This is a genomic window from Roseovarius nubinhibens ISM, from assembly GCF_000152625.1.
GTDB lineage: Bacteria > Pseudomonadota > Alphaproteobacteria > Rhodobacterales > Rhodobacteraceae > Roseovarius > Roseovarius nubinhibens.
Genome location: NZ_CH724156.1, coordinates 2,426,699 through 2,447,534, shown reverse-complemented (window position 1 = coordinate 2,447,534; position 20,836 = coordinate 2,426,699). Strand labels below are relative to the sequence as shown.

The 20,836-nt window shown below is 64.4% G+C and carries 21 protein-coding genes; 10 read left to right on the top strand and 11 right to left on the bottom strand.

Annotated features, from left to right (window positions below; all coding sequences use genetic code 11):
* Positions 1–18: 18 nt before the first annotated feature.
* The gene (locus tag ISM_RS11635; protein WP_009814371.1) at positions 19–894 is read left to right on the top strand and encodes a TIGR01459 family HAD-type hydrolase; all 876 of its coding nucleotides are present in this window, start codon (positions 19–21) and stop codon (positions 892–894) included.
* Positions 895–1,022: 128 nt separating this feature from the next.
* The gene (locus ISM_RS11630; RefSeq protein ID WP_009814370.1) at positions 1,023–1,466 is read left to right on the top strand and encodes a MaoC family dehydratase; all 444 of its coding nucleotides are present in this window, start codon (positions 1,023–1,025) and stop codon (positions 1,464–1,466) included.
* A 13-nt stretch (positions 1,467–1,479) separates the two neighbouring features.
* Here ISM_RS11630 and ISM_RS11625 read toward each other — a convergent pair whose 3' ends face one another.
* On the bottom strand, positions 1,480–2,175 hold the full coding sequence (locus ISM_RS11625) for an SH3 domain-containing protein (RefSeq protein ID WP_009814369.1): 696 nt from the start codon (positions 2,173–2,175) through the stop codon (positions 1,480–1,482).
* 171 nt (positions 2,176–2,346) lie between these two features.
* Between ISM_RS11625 and ISM_RS11620 the strand changes: the two genes are divergently transcribed.
* From ISM_RS11620 to ISM_RS11610, 3 genes are read left to right on the top strand one after another with little or no spacing between them, the layout of a single operon-like run.
* Positions 2,347–3,285 (top strand): bifunctional riboflavin kinase/FAD synthetase, encoded by a 939-nt coding sequence (locus tag ISM_RS11620; protein WP_009814368.1) that lies wholly within the window; start codon positions 2,347–2,349, stop codon positions 3,283–3,285.
* Positions 3,282–3,776: a YcgN family cysteine cluster protein gene (locus ISM_RS11615; RefSeq protein WP_009814367.1), complete on the top strand. Its 495-nt coding sequence runs from the start codon at positions 3,282–3,284 to the stop codon at positions 3,774–3,776. The genes ISM_RS11620 and ISM_RS11615 overlap by 4 nt, the downstream gene beginning before the upstream one ends.
* Positions 3,776–4,819: a threonine aldolase family protein gene (locus ISM_RS11610; RefSeq protein WP_009814366.1), complete on the top strand. Its 1,044-nt coding sequence runs from the start codon at positions 3,776–3,778 to the stop codon at positions 4,817–4,819. The genes ISM_RS11615 and ISM_RS11610 overlap by 1 nt, the downstream gene beginning before the upstream one ends.
* Before the next feature lie 38 nt (positions 4,820–4,857).
* Here the strand turns inward: ISM_RS11610 and ISM_RS11605 are convergent, their stop codons facing one another.
* A complete protein-coding gene (locus ISM_RS11605) occupies positions 4,858–5,508 on the bottom strand; it encodes a pyridoxamine 5'-phosphate oxidase family protein (RefSeq protein ID WP_009814365.1) in 651 nt (216 codons plus the stop codon).
* 93 nt (positions 5,509–5,601) lie between these two features.
* Between ISM_RS11605 and pdxR the strand changes: the two genes are divergently transcribed.
* A complete protein-coding gene (gene pdxR / locus ISM_RS11600) occupies positions 5,602–7,062 on the top strand; it encodes a MocR-like pyridoxine biosynthesis transcription factor PdxR (protein ID WP_254655680.1) in 1,461 nt (486 codons plus the stop codon).
* Here pdxR and ISM_RS11595 read toward each other — a convergent pair.
* On the bottom strand, positions 7,059–7,880 hold the full coding sequence (locus ISM_RS11595; protein WP_156783374.1) for an alpha/beta fold hydrolase: 822 nt from the start codon (positions 7,878–7,880) through the stop codon (positions 7,059–7,061). The genes pdxR and ISM_RS11595 overlap by 4 nt on opposite strands.
* Positions 7,881–7,884: 4 nt before the next feature.
* Positions 7,885–8,484, bottom strand: a complete 600-nt coding sequence (locus ISM_RS11590) for a 2-hydroxychromene-2-carboxylate isomerase (RefSeq protein WP_009814362.1) — start codon at positions 8,482–8,484, stop codon at positions 7,885–7,887.
* Between the two features lie 107 nt (positions 8,485–8,591).
* Here ISM_RS11590 and ISM_RS11585 point away from each other — a divergent pair, with 107 nt between their 5' ends.
* The gene (locus tag ISM_RS11585) at positions 8,592–9,611 is read left to right on the top strand and encodes a ribose-phosphate pyrophosphokinase (RefSeq protein WP_009814361.1); all 1,020 of its coding nucleotides are present in this window, start codon (positions 8,592–8,594) and stop codon (positions 9,609–9,611) included.
* A gap of 93 nt (positions 9,612–9,704) precedes the next feature.
* Here the strand turns inward: ISM_RS11585 and ISM_RS11580 are convergent, their stop codons facing one another.
* The 6 genes from ISM_RS11580 to ISM_RS11555 form a co-directional block, all read right to left on the bottom strand.
* Positions 9,705–10,055 (bottom strand): H-type lectin domain-containing protein, encoded by a 351-nt coding sequence (locus ISM_RS11580; protein ID WP_009814360.1) that lies wholly within the window; start codon positions 10,053–10,055, stop codon positions 9,705–9,707.
* A gap of 122 nt (positions 10,056–10,177) precedes the next feature.
* Complete coding sequence (locus ISM_RS11575) at positions 10,178–10,603, bottom strand: F0F1 ATP synthase subunit epsilon (RefSeq protein ID WP_040618498.1); 426 nt, start codon at positions 10,601–10,603, stop codon at positions 10,178–10,180.
* Positions 10,604–10,692: 89 nt separating this feature from the next.
* Entirely contained in the window at positions 10,693–12,117 is a 1,425-nt protein-coding gene (atpD, locus tag ISM_RS11570) for a F0F1 ATP synthase subunit beta (RefSeq protein ID WP_009814358.1), read from the bottom strand.
* A 17-nt stretch (positions 12,118–12,134) separates the two neighbouring features.
* Positions 12,135–13,022 carry a F0F1 ATP synthase subunit gamma gene (locus tag ISM_RS11565; protein ID WP_009814357.1) on the bottom strand — a complete coding sequence of 296 codons (888 nt, stop codon included), beginning with the start codon at positions 13,020–13,022 and terminating at the stop codon, positions 12,135–12,137.
* A gap of 14 nt (positions 13,023–13,036) precedes the next feature.
* Positions 13,037–14,575, bottom strand: coding sequence for a F0F1 ATP synthase subunit alpha (gene atpA, locus ISM_RS11560; RefSeq protein WP_009814356.1), 1,539 nt, complete (start codon positions 14,573–14,575; stop codon positions 13,037–13,039).
* Positions 14,576–15,136: a F0F1 ATP synthase subunit delta gene (locus ISM_RS11555; RefSeq protein ID WP_009814355.1), complete on the bottom strand. Its 561-nt coding sequence runs from the start codon at positions 15,134–15,136 to the stop codon at positions 14,576–14,578. It lies immediately after the preceding gene.
* 753 nt (positions 15,137–15,889) lie between these two features.
* Here ISM_RS11555 and ISM_RS17750 point away from each other — a divergent pair.
* Entirely contained in the window at positions 15,890–17,203 is a 1,314-nt protein-coding gene (locus tag ISM_RS17750; protein ID WP_009814354.1) for a calcium-binding protein, read from the top strand.
* A 301-nt stretch (positions 17,204–17,504) separates the two neighbouring features.
* Positions 17,505–18,641, top strand: coding sequence for a Hint domain-containing protein (locus ISM_RS17745; RefSeq protein ID WP_009814353.1), 1,137 nt, complete (start codon positions 17,505–17,507; stop codon positions 18,639–18,641).
* A gap of 485 nt (positions 18,642–19,126) precedes the next feature.
* On the opposite strand, the gene ISM_RS11540 is transcribed toward ISM_RS17745, so the two are convergent.
* Complete coding sequence (locus ISM_RS11540) at positions 19,127–19,867, bottom strand: class I SAM-dependent methyltransferase (RefSeq protein WP_009814351.1); 741 nt, start codon at positions 19,865–19,867, stop codon at positions 19,127–19,129.
* 62 nt (positions 19,868–19,929) lie between these two features.
* On the opposite strand from ISM_RS11540, the gene gloB reads away from it, so the two are divergent.
* Positions 19,930–20,697 (top strand): hydroxyacylglutathione hydrolase, encoded by a 768-nt coding sequence (gloB, locus tag ISM_RS11535; protein WP_009814350.1) that lies wholly within the window; start codon positions 19,930–19,932, stop codon positions 20,695–20,697.
* Positions 20,698–20,836: the final 139 nt, after the last annotated feature.

Below are 20,836 nucleotides of genomic sequence, written 5' to 3'. Positions count from 1 at the left end.
CTGCAAGGAACCTGACCCATGACCCGCATCATCACCGCCCTCTCCGAGATTTCCGCCAGCTACGACGCGCTCTTCGTCGATCTCTGGGGCTGTCTGCACAATGGCATCACGGCCTTTCCCTCGGCGGTTCAGGCGATGCAAGACTATCGCGCCTCGGGCGGTCTCGTGGTGCTGGTCACCAACTCGCCCAAGCCCCGCGCCGGGGTCGAGGCGCAGCTGTCGCAATTCGGCGTGCCGCGCGAGGCCTATGACACGATTGCCACCTCCGGCGATTCGGCCCGCGCCGCGATGTTTCGCGGCATGGTCGGCGAAAAAGTCTGGTTCATGGGCGAATGGGCGCGCGACGCCGGGTTCTTCGAGCCGCTCGAGATCATCGACAACCCGGCGGCCATCGAACGGGTCGAACTCAAGGACGCCGAAGGCATCGTCTGCTGCGGCCCTTTCGATCCGCAGGCCGACCCCGAGGTCAACCGCCCCGAGTTCCTCTTTGCCAAGCAAAAGGGGATGAAGCTTCTCTGCGCCAACCCCGATATCGTCGTCGACCGCGGCGAAACCCGCGAATGGTGCGCAGGCGCCCTGGCGCGGCTCTATACCGAAATGGGCGGCGAAAGCCTCTATTTCGGCAAGCCGCACCCGCCGATCTATGATCTCGCCTATCGCCGTCTCGCAGCCCTTGGCCGTGACATCGACCGGTCGCGCATTCTCGCCATCGGCGACGGCATCCTGACCGACATCGCAGGCGCGCAGGGCGAGGATATCGATTCGCTCTTCATCTCCGGTGGGCTCGCCGCCGCCGAGACCAAGACCGCCGATCATCCCGACCCGCAGGCGCTCGAGACCTATCTCGCGACGCAAGAGGCACATCCTACCTTTACCATCGGGCGGCTGCGCTAAGGCGTGGCCCCCGGGGAAAATAGGGCTTGATTTTCTGCACCTGCAAAGTAATAAAGTTGCCAACCCGAGGGCGGCGGCATTGCAAAATTGCGCGACGACCTTCGGAACTTTGATCAACGGAGGGTCGGATGTTGGACAATCTGCCGCGCGGAACCATCACCATCGAACAGATCGAGATGGGCATGATGCGCTACCTGCAAAAGGTGGTGACCGACGAGGATATCGAGATGTTCGCGCAGATCTCGACCGACCGGAATCCGGTGCATCTCGACGATGATTACGCGCAGGACACGATCTTTGAGGGGCGCATCGCCCATGGCATGCTCACCGCCGGGCTGATCTCGGCCGTCATCGGCGAACAGCTCCCCGGTCACGGCACGGTCTACATGGGCCAGAGCCTCAAGTTCCTCGCCCCCGTGCGCCCCGGCGACATGGTCCGCGCCGAGGTCGAGGTGATCGGCATCGACCACGCCAAACGACGGGTACAGCTCGACTGCCGCTGCCTCGTCAATGGCAAGAAGGTGCTGGTCGGCGAGGCCACCGTGCTCGCGCCCTCGGGCAAGTTCGACTGATCCCGACGCCCTTCTAGGGCGCGGGCGCGTCGAGATATCTCGAATAGATCCAGCCGCTTTGCGTCTCGGCCCCCGCGCCGACGCTGATCCGGCTCCAATTGCCCCGCGTGCCAAGCCGCAGCACCGGCGCGTCGCGCGTGAGCTTGGCCAAGACCTCATGCCAGACCGCAGGCCCGCCGCGCAGATGCACCGCATCACCGGTCACCCGCATCGCCTCGGGCAAGGGCAGTTGAACGGGCAACCCCTCCGCCATCGACATGGGTAAATCCGGCAGGCGCATCGCCAGTGGCTGCGGCTCAACCCTCGGCCAGAGGATTGCCTTTGCAGGCTCGGCTCCCGCCGCGCCCCCAAGATCCGGCGCTAAAACCGCCCGGCTTTGCGCCGACACCGGCGGCAGGCGCGGCACCGGGCTTGGCGGCGCATCCTCGCCCATGATCATCGACAGGCGCGGCGCAAACCCTGCCGCCACCGGCGCAGGTAAAATCCCCGCCAGCCCCGCCAGATCTAGCCCCGCCAGATCTCCGGACGCCGACGCCGCGCGCGGCACGCTGCCCAGCGGCGCGCGCTGCACCGTTTTCATGTCCATGCTATCTGCCGGATTGGCCAACCCGTCGGGACCGGGCTGCATCACGATCGTATAGATCGTGAGCCCGACAAACACGATCGGCCCCATCGCAGAGCCGCGCTGCTCCAACGCCGCGCCGCTCATCGCCCCACGGCCCGCAGCCGGGCCCGCCTCTGATCTCTGTCACACATACGCACGCATCCCTCGCACGCGCGCCAGTAAAGCGGCCCGCCCGCCATCGGGCAAGCTGGAAAATAGGGACATTCCTAACGATCCCCCGTTGCACCGCCCCCCGCCCCGCGCTAGGCAACCTGCATGAGGATCATCCGCGACCACAGCTATGTTGATGCCGCCGACCGGGGCGCATCCGTGGCCATCGGCAATTTCGATGGCGTCCATCTCGGCCACCAGGCGGTGATCGACCTTGCGCGCAAGGCCGGAGAGGCCGCCGATGCCCCGCTCGGCGTACTCACGTTCGAGCCCCACCCGCGCCAGTATTTCGCCCCCGAGGCCCCGCCCTTTCGCCTGATGAGCGCCGAGGCTCGCGCCAACCGGCTCGAAAAGCTCGGCGTCGAGCGGCTCTACGAGCTCAATTTCAACGCCGCCCTCTCGGCGCTCAGCCCCGAGGAGTTCGCCCGCAATGTGCTCTGCGACGGGCTCGGCCTCGCGCATGTGGTGGTCGGGGCGGATTTCTGCTTTGGCAAGGGCCGCACCGGCAATGCCGCCGATCTCAAACGCTTTGGCGCAGAGATGGGCTTTGGCGTCACCGTGGCCGAACTGCTCGAAGGCGATCAGGGCGAGGTCAGCTCGACCGCCATCCGTCAGGCCCTCTCCGAAGGCCGCCCGCGCGACGCCGCCGCTATGCTTGGCCATTGGCACCGGATCGACGGACCGGTGGTGGGCGGCGAACAGCGCGGCCGCGAGCTGGGCTATCCCACCGCGAACATGTCCATCGCCGGGCTGCACCCGCCGAAATTCGGCGTCTACGCGGTGCAGATCGAGGTCATGGATGGCCCCCACAAGGGGCGCTACCATGGCGCGGCAAGCCTCGGCATCCGCCCGATGTTCAATGGCGAGGTGCCCAATCTCGAAACCTTCCTCTTTGATTTCTCCGGCGATCTCTATGGCGCGCATCTCTCGGTGGCGCTGGCCGACTATCTGCGCCCCGAAGAGGTGTTCGACAGTCTCGAGGCCTTCATCGCCCAGATGGATGCCGATTGCGCCCGCGCCCGCGAGATTCTCGAGGCATCATGAGCAGGGCGTTCTCGGACGGGCCAGAGGATCCGATCAACCGCGACGGGCTGCGCCCCCGGTTCTGGGAGACCACGCCGCTCAATCGGATGACCCGCCCGGAATGGGAGGCGCTCTGCGACGGCTGCGGCAAATGCTGCCTCAACAAGATCGAGGATGAGGACAGCGGCGAAGTGGCGCTGACCCGCGTCGCCTGCCGTCTCTTCGACGACACCACCTGCCGCTGCGCGCAATATCCGATCCGCCATCAATTCGTGCCGGAATGTATCTCGCTCGACGCCAACACGCTCGAAACCCATCTCTATTGGATGCCCGAAACCTGTGCCTACAAACTGCTCTGGCAGGGCAAGCCGCTCTATGACTGGCATCCGCTGATCTCCGGCACTGCCGAGAGCGTGCATGAGGCGGGCGTCTCGATGCGCCACCGCACCGTGCCCGAATTCGAGGTCGGCGAGGATGATTGGGAAGACCATATTATAGAGGAGCCAACCTGATGTTTTTCGCTTCCGACAATGCCGGCCCGGCCCATCCGCAGGTCATGCAGGCGCTTCTCGACGTCAATCAGGGCTATGCCAACCCCTACGGGGTCGAGCCGCTGATGGATGTGGTGCGCGATCAGGTCCGCGATCTCTTCGAGGCCCCCGAGGCGGCGGTCTATCTGGTGGCCACCGGCACGGCGGCCAATTGCCTCGCCCTCGCCACCCTGACCCAGCCCTGGGACACGGTGTTCTGCACCCGGTTCGCCCATATCCACGAAGATGAATGCAACGGGCCGGAATTCTATATGTCGGGGGCCAAGCTTACCCTCGTGGGGCAAGACGACAAGATGAGCGCCGCCGAGCTGCGCGCCGCCATCGACTATGAGGAAACCCGTGGCGTCCATGGCCCGCAGCGTGGCCCGGTCTCGATCACCCAAGTCACCGAACGCGGCCGCGTCTATACGCTCGACGAGCTGCGCGCCCTGACCGAGCTCGCCCATGGCTACAACCTGCCCGTCCATATGGATGGCGCGCGCTTTGCCAATGCGCTGGTGACGCTCGGCTGCACGCCCGCCGAAATGACATGGAAGCTCGGCGTCGACGCGCTGAGCTTTGGCGGCACCAAGAACGGCGCCCCCGGCGTCGAGGCGGTGATCTTCTTCAACCCGGAAAAAGCCTGGGAGTTCGAGCTGCGCCGCAAACGCGGGGCGCATCTTTTCTCGAAGCACCGCTATATGGCGGCGCAGATGAACGCGCTTCTGACCGATGATCTCTGGCTCAGCTCGGCGCGCCGCGCCAATGCCAATATGGCGCGGCTGGTGGCGGGGCTGAAAACCGTGCCCGGCATGGAATTTCACTTCGAGCCGCAGGCCAATATCATCTTTGGCGCCCTGCCCCGCGCCGCGCATCAGCGGCTCCATGCGGCGGGCGCGGTCTATTACCTGCTCGAGGGTGGGCTCGACGGCGACCCGGACGAGGCGCTGCCGATGCGGCTCGTCTGCGACTGGTCGATCAGCGACGATCTCATTGATCAATTCGTGGCGCTGGCGCGGGGCTGACCCCGCGCCTCTTCGCGCCCTATCTCACAGACGAAATCTCACAGACGAAACTTGCGGATATGCTCCGGCATCTCGACGCCGGGCAGGTTGCGCGGGTCCGGCTCGGGCGTGCCAACCGTTGTCGTCACCGGGATCACCCCGGCCCAGATCGGCAATTCGTAATCCGCCTCCTCATCTTTCGGCGGGCCGGTGCGGATCTTGGCGCTGCCCTCGGCAATCTCCATCCCGAGCAGCGTCGTCGCCTTGAGATCCTGCGCATGTTCCTCGCGCAGCCCCTCATAGCGCCCGGGGAACAGCCCGTTCACGAACCGCGCCAGCTTGGCATGTTTCTCCGCCGGGTCTTCGACCTTGAACGCCCGACCAAAGAGCATGACCGACCGCGAATTGACCGAATGATGCATCCCCGACCGCGCCATCACGAACCCGTCGAGGATCGACACCGTGAGACACACCTCCGCATCGCGCGAATTGCGCAAGGCCCGGCTCGCCGACGAGCCATGCCAATAGACATGATTGCCCTCGCGCCATTGCAGCGTCGGGGTGACATAGGGTTTCATATCAATCACATAGCCGACGCTGCACATGGGTTGCGCATCGAGGATGGCGTTGATCGTCTCACGGTCGAAATGCCCGCGCTCATGGCTGCGGCGCAGGCGGGTTCTGTCGGTGATGTCGAGGGTCTGGGTCATGGCTTGGGCCTTTGTCTTGTCTTGATGGACTAGGCTTAGAGGGGTATTGGTCTATGCAACATGGCCAGTATCGACAAAAAATCTCAGTCCAATTTGACGCAGCCCGGGTTCGAGGCGGCGCTTTTTGCGCTGACGCTCGACCGGTCCCAGCCCGCGCCGCTGCACCAACAGCTCTGCGACGGGCTGCGCGCGCTCTTGCTGCGCGGCGGCGATCTGGCGGGCCTGCCCCTGCCCCCAAGCCGCAGCCTCGCGGCGGAACTCTCGGTGTCGCGGATGACCGTCACCACCGCCTATGATCAGCTCATGGCCGAGGGCTATCTCACCGCCCGGCGTGGCAGCGGCACCTTTGTCGCGGCCGACCTGCCGCATCTCGCCCCCGCCCCGCAAAACGCCCCGCCGCCCGCGCCGCCCCCCGCCGCGTGGCAGATCTTTCAGACCGGCCTGCCCGATCAATCGCTCTTTCCGCACCGCGACTGGGCCCGCCAGATGGATCGGGCCTGGCGCGCCCCCGACCCGGCGCTTCTGGGCCGTCCCGATCCGTTCGGCTGGATGCCCCTGCGCCGCGCCATCGCTGCGCATCTCGGGGCGTGGCGCGGGCTTGATTGTCAGGGCGAACAGGTGGTGATCACCGGCGGCGCCTGGGACGGGGTCGATATCCTCGCCCGGGCGCTGCTGCCCCCGCCAGCTCAGACCGGCCCCGCCCAAACCGGCCCCGCCCAGATCGCGCTCGAAGATCCGGGCTGGGCGAGCCTGCATCACGCGGTGCGCGACACGGGCCACATCCCCCTGCCCCTGCGCATCGACGCAGAGGGCTTTGACCCGGCGCGCATCCCGGACCGCACCGCCGCCGCCACCGCCGCTGCCATCGTCACCCCCTCGCGCCACTACCCCACCGGCCGCCCGATGCCGCTCGCCCGACGGCTCGCCCTGCTCGACTGGGCCGCGGCGCAGGGCACCCTCATCGTCGAGGATGATTACGACAGCGAATTCCGCTACCAGGGCCAGCCCCTGCCCGCCCTCGCCGGTCTCGATCAACAGGGGCGCACGATCTATATGGGCAGCTTTTCCAAATTGCTGAGCTCCGCCCTGCGGCTTGGCTATCTCGTCCTGCCAGAGCCCGCCATCGCCCCGGTCCACGCCTATCTCGCCCAGCGCGGCGCACGCGCCTCTCTCGCGCCGCAACCGGCGCTAGCGGGGTTCATGGACAGCGGCGAGTTCGCCACTCATCTCCGCCGGATGCGGCGCAGCTATGCCCGCCGCCAGGTGGTGCTCCTCGACGCGCTCGCCCCCTTGGCCCGCTGGCTCGATCTCGCGCCCGATCCCTCCGGCATGCATCTCTGCGTCCCGCTGCGCCCCTGCCTGCGCGCCCACACCTGCGACCGCGCCATCGCCGAGGCGGGCCGCGCCATGGGGCTCCGGATCGGCGCGCTCTCGGCCCATGCTGTGCTGCCCGACGCGCCCGAGGCCCTGCTCTTGGGCTATTCCGGCTTTGACGAGGCCGAGCTGCGCGACGGCGCGGCGCGGCTCTGCCGCCTCATCACAGGGCTCACCTAAGACCGGCTGAGCAGCGCGCCAATGGCCTCGGCCACCGGCTCGGGATGGGTGATGGGCAGCATATGCCCCGCCCCCTCCACGACCACCCGCTCGGCCTGCGGCAGCCGCGCCGCAATCCCGTCAAGGATCGCTGGGATGATCGCGGGCGACGCGCCGCCCTCCATGAGCAGCACGGGGCAGGCAATCGCCTCGATCCGCCCCGGGCGCAGCATCCCGCCCGCATCCTCATAAAGCGCCGGACCCGAGCCCGCGATCAGATGCATCTGATCCGCCAGCCTGCGCTGCTGCGGCTCCGGGATCGTGTCCCACTCGGTGCCATCGCCCCAGAGCGCGGTAAAGGCCCGCGCCGCCGCCGCATGATCGCCCGATGCGAGCCCCGCCGTGATCGCCCGCGTGTCGCCCTCGAACGCCGTGTCGAGCCCCGGCTGATCGGCCAGCGCCAGCGCAAAGAACACCGGCTCGATGAGCGTCAGACTGCGCACCAGCTCGGGCCGCTCCAGCGCCAGCCGCAAACCCACCGTCGCGCCAAAGGAATGCCCGATCACATCCACCGGCGCGCCGCCCCCCATCTCGGCGGCAAGGCTCGCGGCAATCTCGGCGCTGAGCCCCTGCAGCTCGGTCTCGCCACCCCAATCGGCACTGCGGCCATGGCCGGGCAGATCAAAGGCCCGCATCGCCAGCCGCTCCGACAGCCGCCGCGCCACCCCGGCCCAACTGCCGCCATGGGCGAGCGAGCAATGAATGAGCAGCGCACCACGCGGCCCGCGACCGAACTCGGTCCAATGGGTCTCGACCCCGGCCATCATCCCCTGTGGCATCGGATCAGAGCTTGCCCTGCAAATGCGCCTGCAGATCGTCGAGCCGGTCCTGACCCCAGAACATCTCGCCACTGTCGACCACATAGAAGGGCGAGCCAAACACCCCGACCGACACCGCCTCTTCGAGATTGGCGGCATAGGTCTCGGCCCCCGACAACAGACCGCTATCGGCCAGCGCCGGATCGAATCCCGCCTGTTCGAGGCAGTCGCGGATCACCGCATCCTCGGCAATGTCGCGATCCTCGGCCCAGCACGCCCGTAGCACCCCATGCACCAGCGCCCCCATATCGCCGCCGCCCGCCGCCTGCGCCGCGATGATCGCATATGAGGAAGGCGCCGCGTTGGTCGGCCAATGGGCCGGCTGAAAGCTCATCTTCATGCCGGTCTTCTTGGCCTGACGGCGCACTTCCTGATTGCGATAGGCCATGCGCGACGGGTGGCGATCCTTCGGCGCCTGACCGCCCGTGCGGGAAAACAGCGCCATGATATCGAGCGGCTTGTAGGTGATGCTCGCGCCTTCGGCTTCCGCGATTCGCTCGAGCCGCTGGTCGGCGAGATAGGCGAAAGGCGACAAAGTGGTGAAGTAATAGTCGATATGGGCCATTTTCCGGCTCCTCCCTGTGGGGTCACACTTTGCCCGACCCTAAGCGCGTGCTAAGCGGGGTTCAACGTCACGAATCTGTCATTCAGCTCCCCGGACAGGAACCGCACATGCCCCAGACCGCCGAACCCAAGCTTATCACTGGCAATGCCAACAAACCCCTCGCCAATGCCGTGGCCCGACGCATGTCGATGCATCGCGGTGTGCAGGTGGGTCTGTGCGACGCGAGGATCGAGCGTTTCAACGATCAGGAAATCTTTGTCGAAGTTTACGAAAACGTTCGTGGCGAAGACATGTTCATCATCCAGTCGACGTCGAACCCGGCGAATGACAACCTGATGGAACTCCTGATCATGGCCGACGCGCTCCGCCGCAGCTCGGCCCAGCGCATCACCGCCGTGATCCCCTATTTCGGTTATGCCCGTCAGGACCGCCGCACCAAGGCCCGCACGCCGATCACCGCCAAGCTGGTGGCCAACATGATCTATGGCGCAGGCATCGAACGGGTGCTGACCATGGATCTCCACGCGACGCAGATCCAGGGCTTCTTCGACATCCCCGTCGACAACCTCTATGCCTCGCCGATCTTTGCCCTCGATGTGAAGGATCAGTTCAAGGATTGCATGGACGAGGTGATGATCGTATCGCCCGACGTCGGCGGCGTGGCCCGCGCCCGCGAACTGGCCAAGCGCATCAACGCGCCGCTCTCCATCGTCGACAAGCGCCGCGAAAAGGCGGGCGAAGTGGCGGAAATGACCGTGATCGGCGACGTCTCGGGCAAGAAATGCATCATCGTCGATGACATCTGCGACACCGCCGGCACGCTCTGCAAGGCCGCCGAAGTGCTGCTCGAACATGGCGCCTCCGAGGTCCACGCCTATATCACCCATGGCGTGATGTCGGGCCCCGCCGTCGAACGGGTCAGCAAATCGGTGATGAAATCGCTGGTTCTGACCGACACGATCGCGCCGAGCGAAGCGGTGCGCAACGCGCCCAATATCCGCATCGTGCCGACCGCGCCGATCTTTGCCCAGGCGATCCTGAACATCTGGAACGGCACCTCGGTCTCGTCGCTGTTTGAAACCGACACGCTCGGCCCGATCTATGACGGGATGTATTCCGCGAGCTAATTCCGCCACTTCATGCGTTGAATCAACTTAGGCCGCCAACCCTTGGGTTCGGCGGCCTTTTCATGTCTTGCGGTCAGGCTATGGCGACGCGGCTCAATAGAGGTCCCAATCATCCTCATGGGCCAGCTCACCAATCGACATCCAGCGCATCCGCGCCCGCGCCACTCGCGTATCGGCCCAGGTGCGAAACACGCAATCAAACCCGATCTCTGTGATGTTCTCGGCGGAAATTTCCATCCGCGCATTGGTCGAACTGTCGGTGTCCCACATCGACAGCGACACATGCACCATCGGCGGCAGGCGATAGGCTTCGGCGAAATGGATCGAATGGCGGCGCGTGCGCTCGCCCGTGCCCGTCCACATCTCGCCACCCTTCTCGTAATCCGAGAAGAGCACCAATTCGCCCTGATCGATTCCGATCAGCCTGTTATCGAGTCTTTTCATTCTTCCAACCGCTCGCACCACTCAAAGTTGATCTAATTAACCAATCTGGCGAAAAAAAGAAGTCTTATGTACAAAAAAGGGCCCGCCATGGCGGACCCTTCTCTATTTTTGCCTGCCGCCGCTTAATGCGAGGAGAGGCCGATTTCGTCGCCCATGGCCACCATATCGGCGAGCAGCTTGGCCGCATCATCGACCGGGCCCGGCTCGTTCTTGAAGGTTTCCTGAGCGCGGTCGAGCTTTTGCTTGGCGTCATCCACCAGCGCCTTAAAGCTGTCCTGCGTCATGTCACCGCGCGGCACGGCGCGCTCGGCCAGCACCGAAATGCCATCGGCGTTGATCTCGGCAAAGCCGCCGGTCACGACATATTCGCTCTCACCGTCCGGGCCGCTTGCGCGAAGCACACCGGGGCGCAGCGAGGTGATCAGAGGCGCGTGGTCGGCCATCACCGTCATGTCGCCATCGGCGCCGGGGATCTGCACCTCGGTCACCTGAACCGACGCCAGACGGCGTTCCGGGCTGACGAGGTCGAATTGCACTGTTTCAGCCATCTTGGCCTCCGCTTTGGGCACCGGGGGGCGTGGCCCCCCTATGCCGGGATGGTCTGGTCAGGGTGGGCCTGGGGCCCACCCCGCGTCTCTTAGGCCGCGTCGGCAGCCATCTTCTCGGCTTTGGCCACCACGTCGTCGATGCCGCCAACCATGTAGAAGGCACCTTCGGGCAGGTGGTCATATTCGCCGGCAACCACGGCCTTGAACGACCGGATCGTGTCTTCGAGAGGCACCTGCACACCGTCCGAACCGGTGAAGACCTTTGCCACGTCGAAGGGCTGGCTGAGGAAACGCTGGATCTTCCGGGCACGGGCCACGGTCAGCTTGTCCTCTTCCGACAGTTCGTCCATGCCGAGGATGGCGATGATGTCCTGCAGCGACTTGTAGCGTTGCAGGATACCCTGCACGTCACGGGCCACTTGGTAGTGCTCTTCACCAACGATCGCCGGGTCCATCAGGCGCGACGTACTGTCGAGCGGGTCCACCGCCGGGTAGATGCCCAGCTCGGAGATGGCACGCGACAGAACGGTGGTGGCGTCGAGGTGCGCGAACGAGGTCGCAGGCGCGGGGTCGGTAAGGTCGTCCGCGGGAACGTAGACGGCCTGCACCGAGGTGATCGAACCCGATTTGGTCGAGGTGATGCGTTCCTGCATCGCGCCCATGTCGGTCGCCAGCGTCGGCTGATAGCCCACAGCCGAAGGAATACGACCAAGAAGGGCCGACACTTCCGAACCGGCTTGGGTAAAGCGGAAGATGTTGTCGACGAAGAACAGAACGTCGGTCCCGGACTGGTCGCGGAACTGCTCGGCCAGGGTCAGACCGGTCAGGGCCACACGCATACGCGCTCCCGGAGGTTCGTTCATCTGACCGTAGACGAGGGCCACTTGGCTCTCTTCCAGGTTATCGGGGTTGATAACGTTGGATTCGATCATCTCGTGATAGAGGTCGTTGCCCTCACGGGTCCGCTCACCCACACCGGCGAACACCGAGAAACCCGAGTGCACTTTGGCGATGTTGTTGATCAGTTCCATGATGAGAACGGTCTTGCCCACGCCGGCACCGCCGAAGAGGCCGATCTTGCCGCCTTTTGCGTAGGGGGCCAGCAGGTCAACCACCTTGATCCCGGTGACCAGAACTTCCGACTCGGTCGACTGTTCTTGGAACTCGGGCGCTTCTTGGTGGATGGCGCGGGTTTCGGTTGCCTTGATCGGGGCACCCTCGTCCACGGGCTCGCCCACGACGTTGAGGATACGGCCCAGGGTGGCGTTGCCGACGGGCACGGTGATCGGGCCGTCGGTGTCGGTCACTTCCTGACCGCGCACGAGACCCTCGGTGCTGTCCATCGCGATGGTCCGCACGGTGTTCTCACCAAGGTGCTGGGCCACTTCGAGGACCAGTTTCTTGCCGTTGTTGTCGGTGGTCAGGGCGTTCAGAATTTCGGGCAGGTGGTCGCCGAACTGAACGTCCACCACGGCGCCGATCACCTGAGTGATTGTGCCTTTTGCATTTGCCATGTTTCGTCTCCGGTCTCTTAGAGCGCCTCAGCGCCCGAAATAATTTCAATAAGCTCGTTGGTGATGACGGCCTGACGCGAGCGGTTGAACTCGATGGTCAGCTTGTCGATCATCTCGCCGGCGTTGCGGGTGGCGTTGTCCATGGCGGACATCCGCGCGCCCTGTTCCGAGGCCCCGTTCTCCAGCAGCGCGCTAAAGATCGCAGTGGCCACACCGCGCGGCAGCAGATCGGCCAGAATGGCCTCTTCGCTGGGTTCGTAGTCATAGACCACGCCCGCTGCGGCATCCTCGTCACCAGCCTCGGCCTCGGCCACATCGGCAGGGATCACCTGCTGCATGGTCGGAACCTGGCTCACAACGTTTTCGAAACGCGAGAAGAAGATCTTCGCCACGTCGAACTCGCCCGCGTCAAAGCGTGCCAGAATATCGGCGGCGATGGATTGCGCATCGCCATAGCCGAGATTCTTCACTTCGCTCAGGTCGACATGACCGACGAAATGCGCGCTATATTCGCGTTTGAGCGCGTCGCGCCCCTTCTTGCCAACGGTGAGGATCTTGACGGTCTTGCCTTCGGCCAGAAGCTTTTGCGCCTCGACCTTGGCCCGCTTCACGATATTCGTGTTGAAGCCGCCGCACAGGCCGCGCTCGGCGGTCAAGACCACCAAGAGCTGAACCTGATCCGATCCGGTGCCACGCAGCAGACGGGGGGCGCTATCGCTATCCCCGACCGAGGCGGCAAGCTTGGCCATGACCGCGTTGAACCGCTCCGTATAAGGGCGCGATTGTTCGGCGGCATCCTGGGCCCGCCGCAGTTTTGCGGCGGCCACCATTTGCATGGCCTTGGTGATCTTGCGGGTCGATTTGACCGACTCGATCCTGTTTTTAAGGTCCTTAAGACTCGGCATTGCCTCGTCCCCCCTTATGCGAAGTCGGCCGCGAACTCGTCCAGAGCAGCCTTGAGCTTGTCCTCGGCCTCACCCTTGATCTTCGGATCTTCGTTGGTGATCCAGTCGAGCACGTCCTTGCGCTTGGTGCGCATGTGGTTCAGCAGACCCTCTTCAAAGCGGCCGACCTGATTGACGGCGATCTTGTCGAGGTAGCCGTTGGTGCCGGCGTAGATCACGCAGACGATTTCGGCGTTGGTCAGCGGCGCGTATTGCGGCTGTTTCATCAGCTCGGTCAGGCGCGCACCACGGTTCAGCAGCTGCTGGGTGGCGGCGTCGAGATCCGACCCGAACTGGGCGAAGGCCGCCATCTCGCGATACTGGGCGAGCGACAGTTTCACCGGACCGGCGACCGATTTCATCGCGTTGGTCTGCGCCGACGAGCCCACGCGGCTCACCGACAGACCGGTGTTCACGGCGGGGCGGATGCCCTGGTAGAACAGCTCGGTCTCGAGGAAGATCTGACCGTCGGTGATCGAGATCACGTTGGTCGGAATAAAGGCCGACACGTCGCCACCTTGGGTTTCGATGATCGGCAGCGCCGTCAGCGAGCCCGCGCCATTGTCTTCGTTGAGCTTGGCCGAACGCTCGAGCAGACGCGAGTGGAGGTAGAAAACGTCACCGGGATAGGCTTCACGCCCGGGCGGGCGACGCAGCAGCAGCGACATCTGACGATAGGACACGGCCTGTTTCGACAGGTCATCATAAACGATGAGCGCGTGACGGCCGTTGTCGCGGAAATGCTCCGCCATGGCGGTTGCCGAATAGGGCGCGAGGAACTGCATCGGCGCGGGGTCCGAGGCGGTCGCGGCGACGACGATGGAATATTCCATGGCGCCGTTCTCTTCGAGCTTCTTCACCAGCTGCGCCACGGTCGAACGCTTCTGACCCACGGCCACGTAGACGCAGTAGAGCTTCTTGCTCTCGTCGTCGCCGGCGGCTTCGTTGTAGGATTTCTGGTTCAGCATCGTGTCGAGCGCAATCGCGGTCTTGCCGGTCTGACGGTCGCCGATGATGAGCTCACGCTGGCCACGGCCAACGGGGATCATCGCGTCCACCGACTTGAGGCCGGTCGCCATCGGCTCATGCACCGATTTACGCGGGATGATGCCGGGGGCCTTGACGTCGGCGAGCCCACGCTTGGCGGCACCGATCGGGCCTTTGCCGTCGAGCGGGTTGCCGAGCGCGTCAACGACGCGGCCGAGCAGCTCGTCCCCGATCGGAACGTCCACGATCGACTTGGTCCGCTTGACGACGTCGCCTTCCTTGATCTGACGGTCAGAGCCGAAGATCACGACACCGACGTTGTCGGTCTCGAGGTTGAGCGCCATACCCATGACCGCGCCGGGGAATTCCACCAGCTCACCGGCCTGAACATTGTCGAGACCATGCACACGGGCAATACCGTCACCGACCGACAGAACCCGGCCAACCTCGGCCACTTCGGCATCCTTGCCGAAATTCTTGATCTGGTCCTTAAGGATCGCAGAAATCTCTGCAGCTTGGATACCCATTTATCCGACCTCTTTCATTGCATTCTGGAGAGAATTGAGACGCGAGCGGATCGAGGTATCGATCATCTTCGAGCCCATTTTCACGACAAGACCGCCAATGAGGCTTTCATCGACGGTCGCATTGATTTTGACATCCTTGCCGACGCTGGATTTCAGCGTCTTGGCCAGCTTGTCCGCCTGGGTCTTGGTCAGCGCCTTGGCACTGGTCACCTCGGCGGTCACTTCACCCTTATGCTCGGCCAGCATCGCACGCAGCGACTTGACCAGCTGGGGCAGCGTGAACAGACGGCGCTTTTCGGCCATCAGCGCCAGACCCTGGCTCAGCTCGGCCGGCAGTTTCATCTTCTTGGCCAGCGCGGCGATCGCCGCACCTTGCTCGGCCCGGCTGATGACCGGCGAAGCAATCATGGCACGCAGATCGGCACTGGTCTCCAAAGCCTCAGCGAGCGCGTCAACGCCTGCCTCCAGCTTCGGCAGCGCGCTGCTGTCCTGCGCGAGTTCAAAAATCGCCGTCGCATAGCGCGCGGCGATACCGGAGGAAATCGAAGCTGTTTCCGACACGTCCACCCTTCCGACAGTTGGCCCCGGTATTCAGGCAGACACCTGCCTCCGGGGGCGTTGGAGAGCCTTGAGCGGCTCAAATCACTGTGATCGGCGTGGGTCTAGCAGAGCCTTGCCAAGCGGGCAAGCGGCTTGGCCTCCGGGCCAAATCCCGGAAAACTGAGACCGGCCAAGGGCTTACCTTAGGTGCGACGGTTTGTGTCAAGATTGCAGGGTAAAAAAATTACCCGGATTCCTCCCAAGAATCGTGACATGGCGCGGATCGCGGCAAATTCGAGGGTGCGGCGTTACCGCTATCGTAAAACTTTTGCGACAAATCCCCCGGCTCAGCGCACATTCCAATGTCGCAAACCGGCACGGCCCCGGCCCGTCGCCCGCGGATGCCACAGCCACGGCCCCGCGGTCCGAGAGGCGCGCGCCCAGCGATTCCCTTCCGCATCCCTTGCGACAATGCCCGCCCATCCGCGCCATTGACGCCCCTTGCGAAACAATGGCCGTCGGAGGGCGGCGAATTTACCATCATTTCGCCATCCACCTTGACAGGTTCCACCTTTCTGCCTTGATTAAACTTTATTAACGCCTCGTTAAGAGGTTGTGGTTTTTGAGCGTGCGCCTTGGGTTTGGCCCCGACTGTATTCGGCGGCCCTGTTTCCCGCCCAGTGGTTCACGCGATCGACCTTGGTTCGATGCAAGTGGCGTCGAGGCGCGTGACTTCGATGCGAGTGACAATGTTAACAAGTACACAGGTGTGTGATGGAAATTATAATACTGGCCAGCCTGGCCCTGATCGGCGGTACCTTCTTCCTCGTTGATGCTCTGACCGACGACGATGACGACAATCCGCCCGAAGAAAACCCCGATATGGAACTCCCCGGCATGGCCGGTGACGACTTCACCGGCGACGACGAAGACGTCGTGCACGGAACCCAGGGCGATGACACGCTCACCGGCTCCGGCAATGCCACCATGCTAGGCCGCGACGGCAATGACACGATCACCCTGACCGACAGCGCCACCGGCTTTGGCGGCGACGGCGATGACACGATCCACGCGGCGAACACCGCGCAGGCCTCGGGCCATCTGGGCAATGACACGCTCTTTAGCACGCATCAGGCCACCATCGCCGGCGGCGAGGGCAATGACACGCTCACCGCCACCGACAATTCGCTTGCCCAGGGCGGCACCGGCGACGATCTGCTGACCCTCGACGACAACGCCCGTGGCGATGGCGGCGTCGGCAATGACACGCTGAACGCCACTGAAAACGCCCGCGCCAGCGGCGGCTCTGGCCACGATACGCTGACCGGCGACGGCAGCACGCGGCTGGTTGGCGAGAACGGCAATGACACCCTGACCCTCTCGGGCGAGGCCACCGGCTTTGGCGGCGAGGGCAATGACACGCTCAACATCTCCGGCGAGGCCCATGGTCATGGCGGCGCGGGCGATGACCTGCTGACTGTCTCGGAGGCGGCTCTGGGCAATGGTGGCGCGGGCGATGACACGCTCACCGCCGCCGAGGACAGCACCGCCACCCTGCGCGGCGGGTCCGGCGACGACAGCCTCTCGGCCTATGCGGGCGCGACGCTCGACGGCGGCGCAGGCGACGATCTGCTCTCGATCACCACCCCCTCGGAGGCCGATGGCACCGAGACCAGCAGCCTCACCGGCGGCGAAGGGGCCGATACGTTCAACATCAGCCACGAGGCCGAAGGCGCCACGCCCGAAGAGCTGGCCGCCATCGTCATCAGCGATTTCGACCCCGAGGAGGACATGCTGCAGATCACCAGCGAAGAGCCCTCGAGCGTCGACATCACCCCCGGCACGGATGAGAGCCCAACAGAGCTGCGGCTGAGCTATGAGAACCGCCCCGATCTGCTGATCCAGCTCACCAATGGCGCGACGATCACCCAGTCCGACATCAGCTTCGTGGCGCCCGCCGCCGACACCAGCCCGGATACCAGCCCCGAGACAACGCCGGCGGCCAGCCCCGAGTCCACTCCGGCGGCAGCCCCCGATGCGACCCCGGCGGCCACTCCGGCGGCTGATGAGGCGGCGGCCACCGTCTAAAGCCCGGGCCGAGCCCCATCTGTTCAGGTCTGATCTGGGCTGTTCTGACCTGATCCGCGCTGGTCCGGCGGTGACACCTGCCGCCGGCCCTCCCCCCTCCAAAGCGCGCAACGCGGCCGGGTCTCCGGCCGCGTTTTTTTGCGTCCGACAGAGCCGCGCCAGACCTCGGAGCCACCCGCCTGAGGCCGCCGCCCAGGCGCGCCCAATACCCGCAGAACGCGAGCTGCCTAAAAATCGCCGCAATTTAAGCCTTAAATTATAAGAAAATCACAAGTTCGACAAAAACGCGGGCAGCAGGTTCATGGCGTTTATCTCAGAACTGAATTTCAGAGGATCGGCCGCCGCGACCGAATGGGTCGAGATCACCCTCGGTCCCAATGACGACCCCGATGATTTCGTGGTCAGCGTCTACCGCCACAATGGCAACCTGCACAGCAACGCCGGCATCCCCGGCGGCGAAGTGCGCCTGTCGAGCCTGTCCCCCGTCCCCCATCCCGACAATCCGAATTTCACCATCTATATCGTGTCCGTCGGCATCAAGAGCGGCACCAGCGACGGCAACGAAGGCTCGGCCATCGCGCTGACCAACACCACCGAGGGTCAGGTCGTCGATTTCTACGGTGCCAAGAGCCAAGGCGCCATCGTCGCCAAAAGCGGTGCCGCCGAGGGTGCCAGCTCGGATCCGGTGCTCGACTTCACCAATCTCAACATCGGACAGAGCTATCAATGGGATGTCTATGGCAATGAATATTACGGCACGATTTCCCTCGGCAGCTCGATCCTCTGCCTGACCTCGGAGGTGCCGGTGCGCACGCCGCTCGGCTATCGCCCCTGCCATAAATTGCGGGCGGGCGATCTGGTCTGGACCCTCGACCATGGCTATCAGCCCTTGCGGTGGATCGGTCAGGCCAAGATGCCCGCCGCACTCTTTGCCGCCGAGCCCAAGACCCGGCCGATCCTGCTGCGCCGCGATGCGCTGGCCCCCGGGGTGCCGCTGGCCGATCTCTATCTCTCGCGGCAACATCGCGTGCTTTTGCGCAGCAAGGTGGCCGACCATATGGTGGGCGAGGACGAGGTGCTGATCCCCGCCATTCAATTTGCCACCTCCGAGATCGCCGAGATCGACAACACTCCGCCCGATCTCATCTATATGCATCTGCTGTTCGACCGGCATGAGGTCATCGACGCCAGCGGCGCGCTGGTCGAAAGCCTGATGCTCGGCCCGCAATCGAGCGAGGCGCTCACTCTGGGCCAGTTTCGCGACGCGGCCGGCCACCGCCTGCCCCGCGCGCTCTATGGCTGTGCCAAGACCCCGGCCCGGCCCTTGCTCACCGGCAAGCAAGCCCGCGCCCTGATTGACCGCACCCTCGCCCGGGGCGCGCATCTACAGCCGCCCTGCGACGACCAACCCGCCACCGCGCTCGCCGCCTTCTTCTGATCTGTCGGGTCTCTGCTGGGCCTCCGCGCCCTCACCTCAGCGCTGCTTTTTGCCCTCAAGCCGCCGAATCCGGTCGGTCAATTGCCGGGCCCGGCCATAATCGCCCCGCCGCAATGCCCGCAGCCCGCACTGCCGCAGCAGCAGGACATAAAGCGTGAGACAGAGTCGTTTCATAAGCGTCATGGCCACCTTGCCGATGGGCTGGGTTGTTGTCCGGGGTCACTGGCTGGCAAAAGGCAACCGGGCCTGTGCGAGCAAAGCCGGGGCTGCACGGGGCCCGCGCTCTCGCACACAGGCCCTCAAGTACTTCGTATGCAAATGAAATTGGCAAAGATCGCGTTGGAAATCCAGATGGAATTTGTGTCAGCGCGGGAAATAATCCTCGGGCGTGATCCCCGGTCGCAGCCCCCGCTCAATGGCCAATTTCCGCCACAGTCGCGATACTGTCGTTCTACCGACGGAATACCGACAGGCCATTTTGCGGCTCAGATCGGCTTTACCTTGGGCTTCGGTTGCAGCACTTCGAGCGGGTTGCGCACCGCGTCCTTGACCCCGGTCCCGGTCTGGCCCTGCACCCGTTTGCTGGCCTCCACCATGAGAACCCCGCCCGCGCCGATGATCTCGATCTTGCCGCCAAGCCGCTCCCACATCCCGGCGGTCTTGCGCCAGAACCGCCGCTCGCTCGGCGGCTGATAGAGGGTCGTGACATGGCGCTCAGGCAGGAAGCCCTTGGTTTTCAACAAGGTTTCGAGCTGTCCTTGCGAATAGGGACGGCCATAGCCAAAGGGCGTGCGGTCGCTCCGCGACCACAGCCCGGCCCGGTTCGGCAGCACGAAAATCGCCGATCCCCCCGGCCCCAGCGCCCGCCAGCATTCCTCCAAAAGGTCGCCGGGCCGCTCGCTCACCTCCAGCGCATGCACCAGCAAGAGCTTGTCGATCCGCCCAGTTTCCAAGGGCCAGGAGGTCTCTTCGCATAAAACGCTGACATTCGGCATCCCCTGCGGCCAGGCAATCACCCCCTGCTGCGCCGGCATCAGCCCCACCACCCGCCGCGCCTCGCTCAGATAAGGGCGCAGGAAGGGCACCGCAAAGCCAAAGCCCGCCACCGTCTGCCCCTTGGCTTCGGGCCAGAATTTCAACAGCTCTTGGCGCAAGGTTTTCTGCGCCGCGCGGCCCAGCGCGCTGCGGTAATAGAAATTCCTCAGATCCTGCACGTCTAGATGCATTGCAGCCCTGCCCCGGATCAGTCACCATGACCCTAGCAGCATTGCATCGAGGGGGAAATATCATGGCGCTGGAAATCGTTACCGTCCCATGTCTGAGCGACAATTATGCCTATCTCGCCCATGATCCGGGCACCGGAGCCACCGCCGTGGTCGACGTGCCCGAGGCCGCGCCGATCACGGCGGTACTGGCCGAACGGGGCTGGCAGGCCAGCCTCGTGATCCTCACCCATCACCATGACGACCATGTGCAGGGCCTGCCCGAACTGCTGGCTGAACATCAAGCCAAGGTCGCTGGCAATGCCGCCGATGCCCACCGCCTGCCGCCGCTCGACATCGCATTGCGCGATGGCGGCACGGTCGACATCGGTGGCGAGACCGGCCATGTGTTCGACGTCTCAGGCCACACGATCGGCCATATCGCCCTGCATTTTCCGCAAAGCGCCGTGGCCTTCACCGCCGATAGCCTGATGGCGCTCGGCTGTGGCCGGGTGTTCGAGGGCACGATGGATCAGATGTGGCAGAGCCTGTCGAAACTGGCCGCCCTGCCGCCCGAGACGACGATCTGCTCGGGCCATGAATATACCGCCGCCAACGCGCGCTTTGCCTTGTCCATTGACCCGGCGAATTCCGCGCTTATATCAAGAGCCGAGCGGATCGCCACCGCGCGCTCTGCCAACCAACCGACCGTCCCTTCCACCCTATCCGACGAACTGGCCACCAATCCGTTTTTGCGGGCTTCCGACCCGGCGCTCAAATCCGCCCTCGACATGGGCGATGCGTCCGATGCCGAGGTTTTCGCCGAAATCCGACACCGCAAAGACCGTTTCTGACCCGCGCCACACGCATAAGTGCAGCATTGTCAGGAAAAGTGAGCATTTTGTGACAGAAAAACCTTGAAGCTACGGGGATATCGACCAAACTTTAAGGGTATGAGGCCAAGGTCAAAGGACATGCCGTGTCCGGGACCAA